The organism is Pseudoalteromonas sp. MSK9-3, from assembly GCF_003590335.1.
Classification (GTDB): Bacteria; Pseudomonadota; Gammaproteobacteria; order Enterobacterales; family Alteromonadaceae; genus Pseudoalteromonas.
This window is the reverse complement of the sequence record NZ_MIET01000014.1, coordinates 1-16,315: the sequence shown is the minus strand read 5'-3', so window position 1 is coordinate 16,315 and position 16,315 is coordinate 1. Positions and strand designations below refer to the sequence as shown.

General features: G+C 42.0%; 11 protein-coding genes and 1 pseudogene. 7 read left to right on the top strand and 5 right to left on the bottom strand.

All coding sequences use genetic code 11. From position 1 onward, the window contains the following. Positions 1 to 53: 53 nt before the first annotated feature. The 3 genes from aroA to gyrA form a co-directional block, all read right to left on the bottom strand. Entirely contained in the window at positions 54 to 1,334 is a 1,281-nt protein-coding gene (gene aroA, locus BGP78_RS06040) for a 3-phosphoshikimate 1-carboxyvinyltransferase (RefSeq protein WP_119860565.1), read from the bottom strand. Further along, the gene (gene serC / locus BGP78_RS06035; protein WP_119860564.1) at positions 1,334 to 2,416 is read right to left on the bottom strand and encodes a 3-phosphoserine/phosphohydroxythreonine transaminase; all 1,083 of its coding nucleotides are present in this window, start codon (positions 2,414 to 2,416) and stop codon (positions 1,334 to 1,336) included. The genes aroA and serC overlap by 1 nt, the downstream gene beginning before the upstream one ends. Before the next feature lie 68 nt (positions 2,417 to 2,484). Then, complete coding sequence (gene gyrA / locus BGP78_RS06030) at positions 2,485 to 5,178, bottom strand: DNA gyrase subunit A (RefSeq protein WP_119860563.1); 2,694 nt, start codon at positions 5,176 to 5,178, stop codon at positions 2,485 to 2,487. 194 nt (positions 5,179 to 5,372) lie between these two features. On the opposite strand from gyrA, the gene ubiG reads away from it, so the two are divergent. The 5 genes from ubiG to yfaE all read left to right on the top strand — a co-directional run bounded on the left by ubiG (position 5,373) and on the right by yfaE (position 10,837). Further along, a complete protein-coding gene (gene ubiG / locus BGP78_RS06025) occupies positions 5,373 to 6,083 on the top strand; it encodes a bifunctional 2-polyprenyl-6-hydroxyphenol methylase/3-demethylubiquinol 3-O-methyltransferase UbiG (protein ID WP_119860562.1) in 711 nt (236 codons plus the stop codon). Next, a complete protein-coding gene (locus BGP78_RS06020) occupies positions 6,080 to 6,727 on the top strand; it encodes an HAD family hydrolase (protein ID WP_119860561.1) in 648 nt (215 codons plus the stop codon). Before ubiG ends, BGP78_RS06020 begins: the two co-directional genes overlap by 4 nt. A gap of 374 nt (positions 6,728 to 7,101) precedes the next feature. Then, complete coding sequence (nrdA, locus tag BGP78_RS06015; protein WP_119860560.1) at positions 7,102 to 9,387, top strand: class 1a ribonucleoside-diphosphate reductase subunit alpha; 2,286 nt, start codon at positions 7,102 to 7,104, stop codon at positions 9,385 to 9,387. Positions 9,388 to 9,434: 47 nt separating this feature from the next. Next, positions 9,435 to 10,565: a class Ia ribonucleoside-diphosphate reductase subunit beta gene (nrdB, locus tag BGP78_RS06010; RefSeq protein WP_119860559.1), complete on the top strand. Its 1,131-nt coding sequence runs from the start codon at positions 9,435 to 9,437 to the stop codon at positions 10,563 to 10,565. After that, positions 10,565 to 10,837, top strand: coding sequence for a class I ribonucleotide reductase maintenance protein YfaE (yfaE, locus tag BGP78_RS06005; protein ID WP_119860558.1), 273 nt, complete (start codon positions 10,565 to 10,567; stop codon positions 10,835 to 10,837). The genes nrdB and yfaE overlap by 1 nt, the downstream gene beginning before the upstream one ends. 41 nt (positions 10,838 to 10,878) lie before the next feature. Here yfaE and BGP78_RS06000 read toward each other — a convergent pair whose 3' ends face one another. Beyond that, positions 10,879 to 11,403, bottom strand: a complete 525-nt coding sequence (locus BGP78_RS06000; protein WP_119860557.1) for a YaeQ family protein — start codon at positions 11,401 to 11,403, stop codon at positions 10,879 to 10,881. Between the two features lie 155 nt (positions 11,404 to 11,558). On the opposite strand from BGP78_RS06000, the gene BGP78_RS05995 reads away from it, so the two are divergent. After that, the gene (locus BGP78_RS05995; RefSeq protein ID WP_119860556.1) at positions 11,559 to 14,120 is read left to right on the top strand and encodes a TonB-dependent receptor; all 2,562 of its coding nucleotides are present in this window, start codon (positions 11,559 to 11,561) and stop codon (positions 14,118 to 14,120) included. A 173-nt stretch (positions 14,121 to 14,293) separates the two neighbouring features. After that, positions 14,294 to 16,120: a di-heme-cytochrome C peroxidase gene (locus BGP78_RS05990; protein ID WP_119860555.1), complete on the top strand. Its 1,827-nt coding sequence runs from the start codon at positions 14,294 to 14,296 to the stop codon at positions 16,118 to 16,120. Between the two features lie 32 nt (positions 16,121 to 16,152). On the opposite strand, the pseudogene BGP78_RS05985 reads toward BGP78_RS05990, so the two are convergent. After that, a pseudogene (locus BGP78_RS05985) lies at positions 16,153 to 16,315 on the bottom strand (integrase core domain-containing protein); the annotation flags it as partial.

Below are 16,315 nucleotides of genomic sequence, written 5' to 3'. Positions count from 1 at the left end.
AGAAAAGAATAGAGCCATACTATAGAGGCTCTATTACAATTATACGGTAAGTATTAGTGGGTAGTTATTGACTCTAAAACATTAAAAAACGTGGGGAATGTTTTTGCAGTACAGCCAGGGTCATTTATGATCACCTCATAACCACCTACAGCAACCATAGCAAAGCACATCGCTATACGATGATCATTATAAGTGTCAATATCCGTCAAGTTAATAGTCGACGGCGGCGTAATTTCGATAAAGTCGTGCCCCTCTATCACCTCCGCGCCCACTTTTCGTAACTCAGTCGCCATAGCCGCTAAACGGTCAGTTTCTTTGACTCGCCAATTATAGATATTACGGATAGCCGTCGGCCCTTTAGCAAATAACGCTACGGTTGCGAGCGTCATCGCTGCATCAGGGATCGCGTTGGCATCAATATCAACGCCTTTTAACTCACCTTTACTGACCACCAGTTTTTCATCGTACCAATCAATCTTAGCGCCCACTTGCTCCATCACATTGGCAAATCCAATATCGCCTTGTACGCTTTTTTTACCGACACCGTTAATCTCTATTTCGCCACCTGAAATAGCGGCTGCTGCGATAAAGTAAGACGCTGAAGACGCATCTCCTTCCACCATGATCCGGCTTGGGGATTGATACACTTGCTGACCCTTAACCATAAATGTTTGGTAGTTATCATTAACCACTTCAATACCAAACTGGGCCATCACACCAATCGTAATGTCAATATACGGTTTAGATACCAAATCACCTTTAATACGGATATGAGTATCGCCTGTAAAAAGTGGTGCCGCCATCAGTAATGCGGTTAAAAACTGGCTAGAAATACTGCCGTCAATTTCAACCTGGCCACCACTTAACGGTTTACCTTCAATCAATAGCGGCGGGTAATCAGCATTTTTTAAATAACGAATGTCTGCGCCTAACTTGGCCATAGCATCTACTAAGTGACCAATAGGTCGCTCTTCCATACGCGGCTCACCAACCAACTCAAATTGACCTGCAGTTGCGGCTAAAACAGCCGTTAAGGGCCTATAGGCAGTGCCTGCGTTACCTAAAAACAGTGCTTCTTTTGGCGTTTTTAATTGCCCTGCGCACCCTTCGACCGTTGCGACTGTTTTATCTGCATTTAAAGTAACCGTCACGCCCATTTGCTCTAATGCGCCTAACATATAGCGAATATCATCACTATCAAGTAAATTGTGAACCTCTGTCGTTCCTTTCGACAATGCTGCCAATAACAGAATACGATTAGATAAACTTTTAGAGCCTGGTAATGTGACTGAACCGGATACTTTTGAAATCGGTTTTAAGGTAAGTTGCTCCATTAGCTATGCTCCTTTGCGAACTTATCCATAAATGCAATAAGTGCCTTAATCCCTTCGATTGGCATAGCATTATAAATACTCGCTCTCATTCCACCGACAAACCTGTGCCCTTCTAAAGCAACTAGCCCAGCAGCTTCTGCTTGGGCAAGAAACGCAGTATTTAAGTCATCATCCTGTAACCAAAAGGGTACATTCATCAATGAACGACAATGCGCAGCAACTTTATTACTATAAAAATCTGAACTATCGATATAATTATATAAAAGTGCGGCTTTTTCTTTATTATGCGCTTCCATAGCTGGCACGCCACCTTGGGCTTCTAAGTATGAAAAGACTTCAGCAGCTAAATACCATGCAAATGTTGGAGGCGTGTTGTACATACTGCCTTGCTTAGCTTCAATTGCATAATCAAGTATGGCAGGACGAGGTAGCCCGTCTCTTTCAAGTAATGTTTTACGCACAATAACAATACATAAACCCGACGGCCCTATGTTCTTTTGCGCGCCTGCATAAATGAGATCAAAGTCATCAACATTAATTTCACGTGATAAAATCATTGAAGACATATCAGCGACAATAGGTGCGCTTTGGTGTTTTGGCACATCAAATATTTCAATACCGTCGATTGTCTCATTTGGACAATAATGAATAAATGACGCTTTTTCTGGTAGCTGCCAATCATTTACAGGTTGAATATCAAATGTACTTTGTTCATCGCAACGAATATTCAACGATGCTACGTCGGTAAACTTGGCACCCTCTTTGGTGGCGCCACTAGACCATATACCATTTTCAATATAGAAACCTGGCGCATCATTTTGATGTAAGTTTAATGGCACAGCCGCAAACTGACCTCGTCCCCCACCGTGCATAAATAAAACTTCAAAGTCGTCTGAGATGTTCATTAAACGACGTAAAGATGCTTCGCACTCTTCTACCATCGCCAAAAAAGGTTTCGCGCGATGGCTTACTTCCATCACAGACACACCCAAGCCTTGCCAGTTTAAAAACTCTGCTTGTGCTTTTTTCATTACTTCAGGGGGCAACATTGCTGGCCCTGCACAAAAGTTATATACCGTCATTTTCCTCATTCCTAAACAACAATAATTTACAGATAAAAAAAGCGGCCACAGCCGCTTTTTAGTTTACTTTATTCACTCGGTGAATCGTCGTTCACTTGCGTGTTTTGCTCTACGTCAGCATTCTCTGCGACGTCTGCATTACCATCCTCACCTTCGGGCAAGTCATCCACCTCAATTTCTTCAATGCGCTGTAAACCCACTACCTGCTCATCTTCAATTGTTCTGATCAAAATGACCCCTTGGGTATTTCGACCTACCGTAGACACTTCACTCACTCGAGTACGCACAAGCGTACCGCGGTTAGAAATTAACATGATTTCGTTGTTATCTTCAACCTGAACAGCGCCAACAACGCTTCCGTTACGGTCACTAACCTTAATTGATACAACACCTTGCGTCGCTCGGCTCTTCGCAGGGTATTCTTCAAGCGGTGTACGTTTACCATATCCGTTTTCAGTCACCGTCAGTATTGCACCATCATTTTTTGGTACGATTAACGATACAACTTTCACATCATCTGGCATTTTTATGCCACGGACACCGGTTGCGGTACGACCCATAGGACGAAGTGCTAACATGTCTTCGCCTGTTTCAGGATCAATTTTAACTTCACCTGTTTCAGAGTCGCGTAGTTTTTCATTGAATCGAACAACTTTACCGTGGTCGGTAAATAGCATGATGTCATTACTGCCATCTGTGATATCGGCACCGATTAAGTTATCACCTTCGTTTAAGTTGATCGCGATGATCCCGCTTGCACGTTGACGACTATACGCAGTTAATGGTGTTTTCTTAACTGTACCATTAGCTGTCGCCATCAATACATATTTGTCTTCTTCGTATTCACGAACAGGCAATATCGTGGTAATTCGTTCATCCGCTTCTAACGGCAACAAGTTCACGATGGGCTTGCCACGTGCTGTTCGTGAAGCAAGCGGTAACTGATACACTTTCAGCCAATACATGCGTCCCGCTGTAGAGAAACATAAAATGGTGTCGTGCGTATTCGCAACCAAGAGTCGTTCGATGAAATCTTCATCTTTCATCTTAGTTGCTGCTTTGCCTTTACCACCACGACGCTGTGCTTCGTAGTCTGACAATGGCTGATATTTTACATACCCTTCGTGAGATAACGTCACAACAACATCTTCTTCGTTGATCAAATCTTCAAGGCTAATATCGTGAGCGGCAGCACTGATCTCAGTACGACGTTCGTCACCATAAGTCTCTTTTATTTCAACTAACTCATCACGGATCACTTCCATTAGACGTTCAGGCGATGACAAAATGAAGAGTAACTCAGCAATAACTTCTAATAGCTCTTGGTATTCAGCTAAGATTTTTTCATGTTCTAAGCCAGTAAGCTTATGCAAACGTAAGTCAAGAATAGCTTGAGCTTGCTGTTCTGATAAGTAGTACTGACCATCGCGAATACCTAGCTCAGCTTCTAACCAATCAGGGCGTGCTACATTGTCTTCACCTGCTTTTTCAAGCATAGACTTAACAGTACCTAACTCCCAAGGGCGTGCAACAAGTGCTTGTTTCGCTTCAGATGGGCTTGGTGATTTTCTAATTAACTCAATGATCGGGTCGATATTCGCCAATGCAATCGCAAGACCTTCAAGCGTATGCGCTCTGTCTCTCGCTTTTCTTAAATCGAAAACGGTACGGCGGGTAACCACTTCACGGCGGTGAATAATGAATGCATCTAGCATTTCTTTGAGGTTGAAACATTTAGGCTGGTTGTTATCCAACGCGACCATGTTCATACCAAACACAGTTTGCAACTGCGTTTGCGAGTAAAGGTTATTAAGTATTACTTCACCAACTTCACCACGCTTAACTTCAATAACGATACGCATGCCATCTTTGTCAGATTCATCACGTAGCGCACTGATCCCTTCAACTTTTTTATCTTTTACAAGCTCAGCAATTTTTTCAATCAAACGTGCTTTGTTAACTTGGTAAGGTAACTCATGAACGATGATCGTTTCTTTGTTGGTCTTCTCATCAACTTCAACTTCCGCACGTGCTCGAACATATATCTTGCCTCGGCCAGTCTTATACGCCTGCTCAATACCCTTCTTACCATTAATAATGGCAGCAGTTGGAAAATCTGGACCAGGAATATAGTCGATTAACTCTTCAATGGTTAAATCTGGGTTTTGAATAAGTGCTAGGCACCCATTAATAACCTCTGTTAAGTTATGCGGCGGAATATTCGTTGCCATACCAACCGCAATACCTGAAGAGCCATTCACTAGTAAGCTTGGCACTTTTGTTGGTAACACGTCTGGGATTTGCTCTGTTCCATCATAGTTAGGAACATAATCAACCGTTTCTTTTTCTAAATCAGCCAGTAACTCATGGGATATTTTTGCCATACGTACTTCGGTGTAACGCATCGCAGCGGCTGAATCACCATCTACAGAACCGAAGTTACCTTGGCCATCAACCAACATATAACGCAGAGAAAATGGTTGCGCCATACGTACTATCGTATCGTATACCGCGCTATCACCGTGTGGGTGATATTTACCGATCACATCACCGACTACACGAGCCGATTTTTTGTAAGGCTTATTCCAGTCATTTTTCAACTCGTTCATCGCGAACAATACACGACGGTGAACAGGCTTTAAGCCATCACGTACGTCAGGTAATGCACGCCCTACAATTACACTCATTGCGTAATCAAGGTATGAATTTTTGAGTTCATCTTCTATATTGACTGGCAGGATTTCATTGGCGAGATCAGTCATTCGATTCCACTTTCCTTCAGTGTCTACCTCTTTTATGTCAAACTAGTCAGACTAAGTATGACAAAGAGATTGAGTTATTATTAATTTCTGAATAGCTATGCTAACACACTTTTTAATAATTTACAGGCGCAAGATTTTAGTGATTTTAATCTGACCCAGCTTATAATGCGCTCAGATTAACGAGGAAGTTTTTTATGACCGAACATCAAAATGTAGATCCACAAGAAATAGCTAAATTTGAAGAGATCGCTCAACAATGGTGGGATACCCAAGGTGAGTTTAAGCCATTACACGAAATAAACCCGCTACGATTAGACTTTATTAACGATAAAAGCCAAGGTTTATTTGGTAAAACAGTACTCGATGTAGGCTGTGGCGGCGGCATACTAACAGAAAGCATGGCCAAGCTCGGAGCAAATGCAACTGGTATCGATATGGGGCAAGAACCGCTAAATGTCGCGAAGCTACATAGTCTAGAAGCCGGTGTTCGCGTCGATTATCAAAAAGTACCGGCAGAAACATTTGCACAGCAAAACCCTGAAAAATTTGATGTTGTAACCTGCATGGAGATGCTTGAGCATGTGCCAGATCCAGAATCAATCATTAAGGCCGTGGCACAATTGGCTAAACCCGGCGCTAACGTCTTCTTTTCGACATTGAATAAAACCACAAAAGCTTATTTACTTGCCATCGTCGGGGCAGAAAAAGTGCTTAAAATGGTCCCTGAAGGGACACACGACCACGACAAATTTATTCGCCCCTCGACACTCATCAGCTGGGCAGAGCAAAACGACCTTAAAGTACGCGCAAGCGCTGGTATTAATTACAACCCAATCGGCCAAACGTTTACACTCACCAATGATGTCAGTGTTAATTACATTCTTCATTTTGAGAAGCTAACATGACCGAAGCCGTAATATTTGATTTAGATGGTACCTTACTCAATACTTGCGATGATTTAGGTGCTGCGTTAAACCACACGCTGAGCTTACACGGCTTTGCCCAAGTAGATAAAGCACGCTATAGCCCTGCAATCTCTAATGGCGTAAAAGCGTTATTGGAAGTGGGCTTTGGCACAGAGCTAGAGAAGTTTGACCAAGCGTTACTTCGTCAACAAGTCTTAGATCATTATGCTCAAAATATTGCCGTCAATAGCCATTGCTTTGATGGTGTAAACGCATTGCTTGACGGGCTAAAAAGCAAAGGTATTCAAGTTGCAATCATGACCAACAAGCCGACCTTTCTCACCCTCCCTTTGCTCACCAAAATACCTGAGTTAGCTCACATTCAAGTGATCGTATGCGGTGATACTTTGGATGAAGCGAAGCCCTCCCCCAAACCATTATTGCATGCAGCTGCACAATTAAAGATTAATGCACGTGATTGTATATATGTTGGGGACGCAGAACGAGACATTCAAGCAGCCCGTGCCGCAGAAATGCGATCAGTTGCAGCGTTGTGGGGCTATATTCCCAGTAAGACGATTGCATTGTCGTGGGGTGCAGATCTAAATCTTACTAACCCAGAAGCACTACTTAAGCATATTTAGTAGTACTAAAACAGATAAGGCACCATATGTTGTGCCTTGTCTGTATTTTTACACCAAGCTGCATATAAAAAAATCAGTCAGGTTTTTTTTTCAATTTAAGAAAAAATAGTCCTCTCTTGGTTGATTTTTTTATGGTGGCTTAGCGTATAAAACCTCAAAGGTTAATGAGCACTAACACAATGCAATTATCCCTAAGTTATCCACAATTGAGAGTGAGTTGTTCTATTGCAAAATTGCGATAACCCCACTATCTTGTGATCCGCAGGGGCACTTCCACCATATATAGTGGTTAAAAGCTAAGCAATGCTTTCTATACTCATTTGTCTCAGCCATTAATATAAAAATACACATTCCGAGAGAATACAGGCGCAACTATGAACCAACAGCTATCTGTCAGTAAAAGAAACGGTCGTAAAGAGCCGCTCGATTTAGATAAAATCCACCGCGTTATCACGTGGGCTGCGGAAGGTCTAAATAATGTATCTGTGTCACAAGTTGAACTTAAGTCACATATTCAGTTTTATGATGGTATTCGTACTGAAGATATTCATGAAACAATCATCAAAGCTGCCGCAGACCTTATTGATAAAGAGTCACCAGACTATCAATATCTTGCTGCCAGATTGGCTATATTCCACCTACGTAAAAAGGCATATGGACAATTTGAGCCTCCTCGCCTTTATGATCACATTACAAAGCTGGTGGAAGATAAGCGCTATGATCAACACCTCTTGGTTGATTACACCAAAGAAGAAATAGACCAATTAGATGAATATTTAGATCATGCTCGCGATTTAAATTTTAGCTATGCCGCAGTAAAGCAACTTGAAGGTAAATACCTAGTTCAAAACCGCGTAACTGGTGAAATTTATGAAAGTGCTCAGTTTCTTTATATTTTAGTTGCAGCAAGCCTGTTCTCTGATTATCCAAAAGAAACGCGCCTTAGCTATATCAAACGTTTTTACGATGCTATTTCTTTATTCAAGATATCATTACCGACACCTATTATGGCAGGTGTACGCACCCCTACGCGTCAGTTTAGCTCATGTGTACTCATTGAATGTGGTGACAGCCTTGATTCTATCAACGCAACGTCATCAGCAATTGTAAAATATGTAAGTCAACGCGCAGGAATTGGTATTAATGCAGGCCGTATTCGTGCTTTAGGTAGCCCAATCCGTAATGGCGAAGCTTACCACACCGGGTGTATCCCATTTTATAAGCACTTCCAAACAGCAGTTAAGAGTTGTTCGCAAGGTGGTGTGCGTGGTGGAGCGGCAACATTATTCTATCCACTGTGGCATTTAGAAGTTGAAAACTTACTGGTTCTGAAAAATAACCGTGGTGTAGAAGAAAACCGCGTTCGTCACCTTGACTACGGTGTGCAATTTAATAAGACAATGTACAGTCGCTTGATCAAAGACGACTACATTACATTATTTAGCCCATCAGACGTACCAGGGTTATACGACTCATTCTTTGAAGACCAAGATAAATTTGAGTCGCTATACGTTCAATACGAGCAAGATGAGTCAATTCGTAAAAAGCGTATTAAAGCGATTGAACTGTTCTCTATGTTTGCACAAGAGCGCGCGAGTACAGGCCGTATTTACCTACAAAATGTAGATCACTGTAATACGCATAGTCCGTTTGATTCCAAGGTTGCACCAATTCGTCAATCTAACTTATGTTTAGAAATCGCGTTACCAACCAAGCCACTTAATAACGTCAATGATGCAGAAGGCGAAATCGCGTTATGTACATTGTCAGCATTTAACCTAGGCGCACTTGAATCATTAGATGAGCTTGAAGAACTTGCCGATTTAGCAGTAAGAGCACTGGATAACCTCCTTGATTTCCAAGACTACCCTGTCCCTGCAGCGCATACTGCTACAATGGGTAGAAGAACACTTGGTATAGGGGTAATTAACTATGCATATTACCTTGCTAAAAATGGCGTAAAATACTCTGATGGTAGCGCTAACGGCTTAACACACCAAACATTTGAAGCCATTCAATATTACCTAATGAAAGCGTCAAATGGGCTGGCAAAAGAACGCGGTGCATGTCCATTATTTAATGAAACCACCTACTCTAAAGGCATTATGCCAATAGACACCTATAAACGTGATCTAGACAAAGTATGTGATGAGGCATTACAACTTGATTGGGACGCGCTACGTGCCAGCATTAAAGAACATGGCATGCGTAACTCAACACTATCAGCTCTAATGCCATCTGAGACATCATCGCAAATATCAAATGCGACTAATGGTATTGAGCCACCTCGTGGACATATCAGTGTTAAAGCCAGTAAAGATGGGATCTTAAAGCAAGTAGTACCAGAGTATGAACGATTAAAAGATAACTACGAGTTGCTTTGGGATATTCCGTCTAACGATGGTTACCTTGCACTTGTCGGGATCATGCAAAAGTTTGTTGACCAAACTATCTCAGCTAACACCAATTACGATCCGAATAAATTTGAAGGCGGCAAGGTACCAATGAAATTGTTGCTCAAAGATTTGCTAACCGCATACAAACTAGGTGTGAAAACGCTTTACTATCATAACACCCGTGATGGTGCTTCTGACTCTCATGACGAGATGAAGCCAGAAGTTGAAGATGATGGCTGTGAAGGCGGCGCGTGTAAAATTTAAGTTTTAGCGGGCCTTCGGCCCGCTCTCTTTAGTATTGAGTATTAACTATGTCCTATTCTACGTTTAGCAGAAAACACAACGACCAATTACAGGAGCCAATGTTTTTTGGCCAGACTGTTAACGTGTCTCGTTACGATCAACAAAAATACCCGATTTTTGAAAAGCTAATTGAAAAACAGCTTTCATTCTTCTGGCGACCTGAAGAAGTTGACGTTAGTAAAGATAAAATCGATTTTCAAGCGCTCCCTGAGCATGAAAAACACATCTTTTTAAGTAACCTGAAATACCAGACGCTACTAGACAGTGTTCAAGGTCGCTCGCCTAACGTAGCTTTGCTTCCTATCGTCTCTATTCCTGAGTTAGAGACTTGGATTGAAACATGGGCATTTAGCGAAACAATTCACAGCCGGTCTTACACGCACATCATTCGTAATGTCACTCAGTCGCCTGAGCTTATATTTGATGACATAGTAAGTAACGACAAAATTAATGAACGTGCTGACGCGGTTACACGTTATTACGATGCATTAATTGAGCAGGTTTCTATATTTAACTTATATGGTGAGGGTAAACACGAGATCAATGGCAAGACCGTTGTTATTAGTCTATTTGAGCTGAAGAAGTTACTTTACCTTTGCGTCATGTCAGTAAACATTTTAGAAGCAATTCGTTTTTACGTCAGCTTCGCTTGTTCTTTTGCCTTTGCTGAACGTGAATTAATGGAAGGCAATGCAAAAATCATCAAGCTTATTGCACGTGATGAAGCCCTGCATCTTTCTGGTACGCAGCATATGCTTAATATTATGCAAGAAGGCAAAGATGACCCAGAAATGGCCATTGTAGCAGCGCAGTGTCGTGAAGAAGCCATTGCAATGTTTGTTGAAGCCGCCGAGCAAGAAAAAGAGTGGGCAGAATACTTATTCAAAGACGGCTCTATGATCGGCTTGAACAAAGACATTTTGTGCCAGTATGTAGAGTATATTACAAATACACGTATGACGGCTGTTGGACTACCCACACAGTTTGAAAACAAGTCAAACCCAATCCCTTGGATCAACGCTTGGTTAATTTCTGATAACGTGCAAGTTGCTCCGCAAGAGGCTGAGATTAGTTCTTACCTTGTTGGTCAAATCGACTCTAAAGTAGACGCATCTGATTTTGGTGATTTTGATTTATAATGGTTGAAAAGCCTTGTTCAAAGATCACGATAAATGATGTTGATGAGCCGCTAGAATTTGCGGCTCAATCCCCTACTTTACTGCATACTCTAGAAGCCGCTAATATTGACGTACAATACCAATGTCGTGAAGGGTTTTGTGGCGCCTGTCGAGCGCAACTCAATGACGGGAAAATTGCATATATTCAAGAGCCATTAGCATTCGTTAGAGAAGGTGAAGTATTACTATGTTGCTCGCGCCCTCTTACAGATATAAAGATTACGCTCCTTTAAAACCGAGTATGTACTAAATAGTCTGTCAATAAATTGAGCAATTACACCAGCTGAGTTACCTGTGTTTCGTAATATTCATTTTTATCACTCACACTCAGTTGGTTTTGCTCAATTACAACATCCCAATGCAAGCTGCGACTCAAAGCGTCGCTTAATGACTCGACAAATTGCGACTCTAAAGAGAAGATACTCACGTTTTCAACTACGTGTATACGTTCAGATATTTCACTAAACCAGGTTGGGTTCTCCTGCGACAATATCACCACTTTGCCAAACAACTTTGCCACCCGTGCGATCTCTTCTAGTTCTAACTCACTGGCATACAATGCAAGGGTTATATACCCAGTATCATCTTCAAGCCATACATCTGGCTTTTGTCTGTCGGAGTGTGCGTTTAAATGCGCACTTTGTTCATAAGAAATGGCACACAAACCCACTATTTTTAACACAAAATGCGAAAGCGATTCTGACTTTTGTAGTGCCGTAGTAAACACCTCTTGATGATTAGCATGATGAAATAGATCAGCCACATTAACACGTGCTTTAAAGACGAAAGGTTTAGTCATGTCAATTTTCCTAACCTGCCACGAATTAACTATAGACTTTGTGTCGATTTTAGCAAAAATCTTTCAGGTTATAGTATAACATCATTGAACTGTCATATATGTGGTGTTATATTATCGCAAGTTATTTCAACCCCAAAGTTAGTGTCTAATAAATTATGATGAAGCAATCCCTGATCAGCAGTGCAATTCTTACTGCGCTATTCTCTAGTAACGTATTTGCCGCAGATATTAAAGGTAAAGTACTCGACCAAAATAACCAGCCAGTAAGCGGTGCAAAGGTACACTTGCATGGTAAAAGTCAATCGGTGACAACAGATAAAAGTGGTCAATTTACCATAAACGTAGATGCAGACTCACAACTTCATATTACAAAAAATAATTACTTAGATGCTCGTTTAGATGTTACCACAAACAACGGCTACGTTACGGTTGCACTTAAGCCAAGTGCAGTTGAAAGTATTGTGGTTTATGCATCAGCGTTGCACAAAAATAACGTTGAAATGGCTTCTCCAGTAACAGTACTGGCAGGCGACGAACTAAAAAATGCAGCTAAACCAACACTTGGCGAAACCTTAAAAGGTCAACCAGGTATCAACTCAAGCTATTTTGGCCCGGTTTCTTCAAGCCCAATTATTCGTGGCTTAGATGGTCCACGTGTAAAAATTACGCAAAATGGTTTAGATAGCAGCGATGCGTCACGTGTAGGTCCTGATCACGCAAACACTAACGATAGTTTATCTGCACAACAAATTGAAGTATTACGCGGCCCAGCCACATTACTATATGGCTCTGGTGCCATTGGTGGTGTTGTCAACGTTGTCGATAACCGTATTCCTACCGATGTCATTGAATCACTATCTGGTGCAGCCGAGTATAGCCACGATACGGTATCAAATACCAATACATACGCTGCAGTGCTTGAGGCCGGTCATGAAGGGTTCAACTTTCACTTTGATGGTGTAAGTAGAAAAGGCGGAGATTACGAGACGCCGCAGTTTAACCTGCCACACGACGAGCACGGTGAAGATGATCACCATGACGATCATGATCACGACGCACATGATGACCACGGTTCTGAAGCAGATCATGACGATCACCATGAAGAAGCACCAGAAACAGCCAATAAAGTAGATAATACGTATATTGATTCACAGCAAGTGAACTTTGGTACAAGCTACGTAAATGACCATTTAACATTGGGGCTTGCATTCGGGCGCATTGAAACTGATTATGGGATCCCTGCTCACAGTCATGAAGGTCATGACCACGGCCACGATGACCACGATGACCACGATGACCACGATGACCACGATGACCACGATCATGATGCACATGACGACCACGATGAGCATACTGAAGAAGCTGTCTATGCGCGTGTAAAACAAGACCGCTGGCAGGCTCTATTCAATTACTCTCTACATAATCAGTGGATTGAATCAATTAATGTAAGAGCTGGCTATACCGATTATGAGCACAGTGAAATTGAACATGGTGCTATTGGTACAACATTTAAAAACAAAACCACTGAATTACGCACAGGTGTAGAGCATCGTATTGGTGAGTGGCATGGTATTATTGGTTACCATTACTCAGACAGTGATTATGAAGCGCAAGGTGCCGAAGCATTCACTCCAGCGACTGAAACTAAATCTCACGCTCTTTTCTTACTTGAAGAACGTACATTTGGTGACTTTACCCTAGAGATTGGCGCACGTATTGAAGATTTTCAGCTGTCTAGCTTAGTAACAAATGAATCGCATCACGATGATCATGACGACCATGGACATGATGATCATGACGACCATGGACACGATGATCATGACGACCACGGACACGATGATCATGACGACCACGGCGAGTTTGAAACAGTTGCCTATGAATTAGACATGACTAACTTCAGCGCTTCAATTGGCGGCGTATATAACTTTGCTGAAGGGCATAACTTTGCAGTTAACCTTTCTCGCTCAGAACGTGCACCACTAACTGCTGAACTACTGTCAAATGGCACACACATTGCGACTGGCACCTACGAACTAGGTCTAGGGTATGAAATTGAAGAGGGTGAAATCCACTTTGAACCACAAACCATAGAGCAAGAAACAGCAACAAATATCGACTTTAGCGTTAGACGTTTCATGGGCGATTTTGGTTATACCGTTAATGTTTTTTACAATGATATCGCCAACTACTACTACCAGCAAAATACTGGTTTAATGTATACCGCGGAGCATGGTTTAGAAGAAGCAGACCACTTCCATGAAGGTGCGTCACCTGTCTTTAAATTTGTAAGTAACGATGCAGAATTGTATGGTATTGAACTTGATGCGCACTATCGAATTAACGATAAAAATCGCGTAAAAGTATTTGCTGATTCACTGACTGCCAAACTAGATAATGACCAATATTTACCGCGCATTCCTAGTAACAAGTTTGGTGTAAAATACGAATTTGAACATGCAGGTTGGAAGGCAAATATGACTATTACTCGTTACAATAGTCAGTCTAATATTACCAGTTATGAGACCCAAACTAACGGGTATACCCTAGTCGATACCAGCCTTCAATATGATTTTGAAGCGCAAGGTATAGACTTTGTAGGATATGCAAATATCGATAACTTAACTGATGAGCTTGGTTTTGTGCACAGCTCGTTTATTAAAGATCAGGCACCTCTTCCTGGTCGCAACCTTAAACTGGGTTTACGCGCTTACTTTTAAATAAACGCGACACGCAAGCCAAGCAATGCTTGGCTTGCGCTTTCTTAAATCTCCTTCCTACGCCTTTTTCATTTTTAAGTACCTCAACGTTAACACCCTGTAATTTGCTGTAATGGCATATTTTAGTATCCCCTTCTATGCTCTGCGAACTTCGTCAAGTAAGGAAATACGCAATGAGCAAATTACGCTTGGTTATTACTTTCAGCTTAATTGGCCTCGTCACGGCCATTGGTTGCAGCACACAGCCACCTAAAGCACCGAGTTCGCCCCCTAAGATCACCCCTGCACAAGGTGATGACATTCAGCGAGTATGGCTAGACCAAGGCTGGAGTGAAAAAACCAGACAAAATTTTTGGTTCACTAATCAAGGCGCGCAGATCATCCCCTATGACTGGTTTGTATGGCTTGAACAAGCCGATAGCCAACAATTATTTCGCCACTCAGAACATATGGAAATGCTTCGCTACCTGCCTATGCAAGCCTCAGAAGCGAACCCTGGTGGTCTTCCCATCGGCTTCGCACTGCATAGCAATCAAACGACCGGTGAGAACTGGGTAGGTATGACATGTGCTGCATGTCACACTAACCAGTTAGACTACCAAGGCACAAAAATATTAATTGAAGGCGCACCTACTTTAGGTAACTTTGTACTTTTCTTTAAAAAGCTCATAGAGGCCATGGATAAAACACTAGCAGACGATGATAAGTTTCAACGCTTTGCTGTAAATGTATTAGGAAAAAATAGTACCGCTAGCGACATCACTGAGCTAAAAAACCGCTTACAAAATGTGGCGCTCGCCTCTACTAATAGACAAAATGTGAATCAGCTTCCGTCTGGTTACCCTGAAGACTTCACCAGCTATGCTCGGTTAGACGCATTTGGTAATATACAAAATGCAGGCACCGCGTTTGCGCTGCACGACTTAAGTAACAAAAATACGCCAACAGGTCCTGTGTCTTATCCATTTCTATGGGGAACACATCAATCTGATGTTGTTCAATGGAATGCCTCAGCACCTAACACACCCATAATTGGCCCCTTGGTACGTAACATAGGTGAAGTTGTCGGAGTATTTGGCAGTCTTGAGATCAAAGAAGCGCCCTTTTGGCAGCGTTTATGGGGCAAGGAAATACGCTACTCATCAACGGTTGATATTATGGGATTAGGATATTTAGAATCTTGGGTCAAAACACTTCGCTCTCCACAATGGCCATTAGATTATTTTCCTGCCATAGACAATAACAAAGCAGCGAAAGGCGCGGTTCTTTATGAAACACAGTGTGCTAGTTGCCATCAGGTGATCCCGCGAGAAGATGAATTAAAAAGATACATCGCAAACCAAACCCTTATCTCTGAGCTTAAAACAGATCCAGTGACGGCCTACAATGCGTCATGTCATATGGCAAAAACGCATATTCTAGAAGGCACGAAAGAACGCATCTTGATTGGTGATAAATTCGACGAAATCGACAATGCGATTGATATTCCAGTGAATGGCGTCGTTGGGTTAGTGCTCAAGGACATTCCACTCGCACTTAAAGCCGGTAATATTGCAGAGCGTACAACTGACGAAGGCAAGAAAATCAGCGCGCTAGCAGAATTCAAACAGTTAATATCGGAACACTTAGCGGCGCGTAATAAAAAAGCACAGGTTATTGAGACTGACTGTAAAGATGGCACACTAGACAATGGTGTTTACAAAGGTAGGCCTCTCAATGGCATTTGGGCGACAGCACCTTATTTACACAACGGATCTGTTGCAAATTTATGGGAGCTATTACAAATACCTGAAAAGCGCTTAACTGAGTTCTGGGTCGGAAGCCGTGAATTCGATCCTGTTAATGTAGGATACGAGACACATACAGGTTTGAACTTATTTCGGGTCAATGATAAAAGCGGACAACCTCAAAAAGGCAACTCTAACCTCGGGCATAACTACGGCACAGCCCTAACCGATAGTCAAAAATGGCAATTAGTCGAGTATATGAAAACCTTATAGTGTATGTCCCGTCCTGAAATAGGTTGACGGTTTTAATGAAAGACTTGGTGCGAAAGCGCCAGGTCTTTTTTATGCACTTGATTTGGTGTTTTCATATCCAAACTTAAGTGCGGTCGTATTTCATTGTATATAAATATCGATTCTTCAACGAGCTGTTTTAACTCTGCGATGTTGCAACATTTATACAATAGAAAC

What these genes read in the sequence shown, in the direction of transcription:
- aroA (WP_119860565.1), bottom strand. Translation starts at nt 1,334, where the DNA reads ATGGAGCAACTTACCTTAAAACCGATTTCAAAAGTATCCGGTTCAGTC.
- serC (WP_119860564.1), bottom strand. Translation starts at nt 2,416, where the DNA reads ATGACGGTATATAACTTTTGTGCAGGGCCAGCAATGTTGCCCCCTGAA.
- gyrA (WP_119860563.1), bottom strand. Translation starts at nt 5,178, where the DNA reads ATGACTGATCTCGCCAATGAAATCCTGCCAGTCAATATAGAAGATGAA.
- ubiG (WP_119860562.1), top strand. Translation starts at nt 5,373, where the DNA reads ATGACCGAACATCAAAATGTAGATCCACAAGAAATAGCTAAATTTGAA.
- BGP78_RS06020 (WP_119860561.1), top strand. Translation starts at nt 6,080, where the DNA reads ATGACCGAAGCCGTAATATTTGATTTAGATGGTACCTTACTCAATACT.
- nrdA (WP_119860560.1), top strand. Translation starts at nt 7,102, where the DNA reads ATGAACCAACAGCTATCTGTCAGTAAAAGAAACGGTCGTAAAGAGCCG.
- nrdB (WP_119860559.1), top strand. Translation starts at nt 9,435, where the DNA reads ATGTCCTATTCTACGTTTAGCAGAAAACACAACGACCAATTACAGGAG.
- yfaE (WP_119860558.1), top strand. Translation starts at nt 10,565, where the DNA reads ATGGTTGAAAAGCCTTGTTCAAAGATCACGATAAATGATGTTGATGAG.
- BGP78_RS06000 (WP_119860557.1), bottom strand. Translation starts at nt 11,403, where the DNA reads ATGACTAAACCTTTCGTCTTTAAAGCACGTGTTAATGTGGCTGATCTA.
- BGP78_RS05995 (WP_119860556.1), top strand. Translation starts at nt 11,559, where the DNA reads ATGATGAAGCAATCCCTGATCAGCAGTGCAATTCTTACTGCGCTATTC.
- BGP78_RS05990 (WP_119860555.1), top strand. Translation starts at nt 14,294, where the DNA reads ATGAGCAAATTACGCTTGGTTATTACTTTCAGCTTAATTGGCCTCGTC.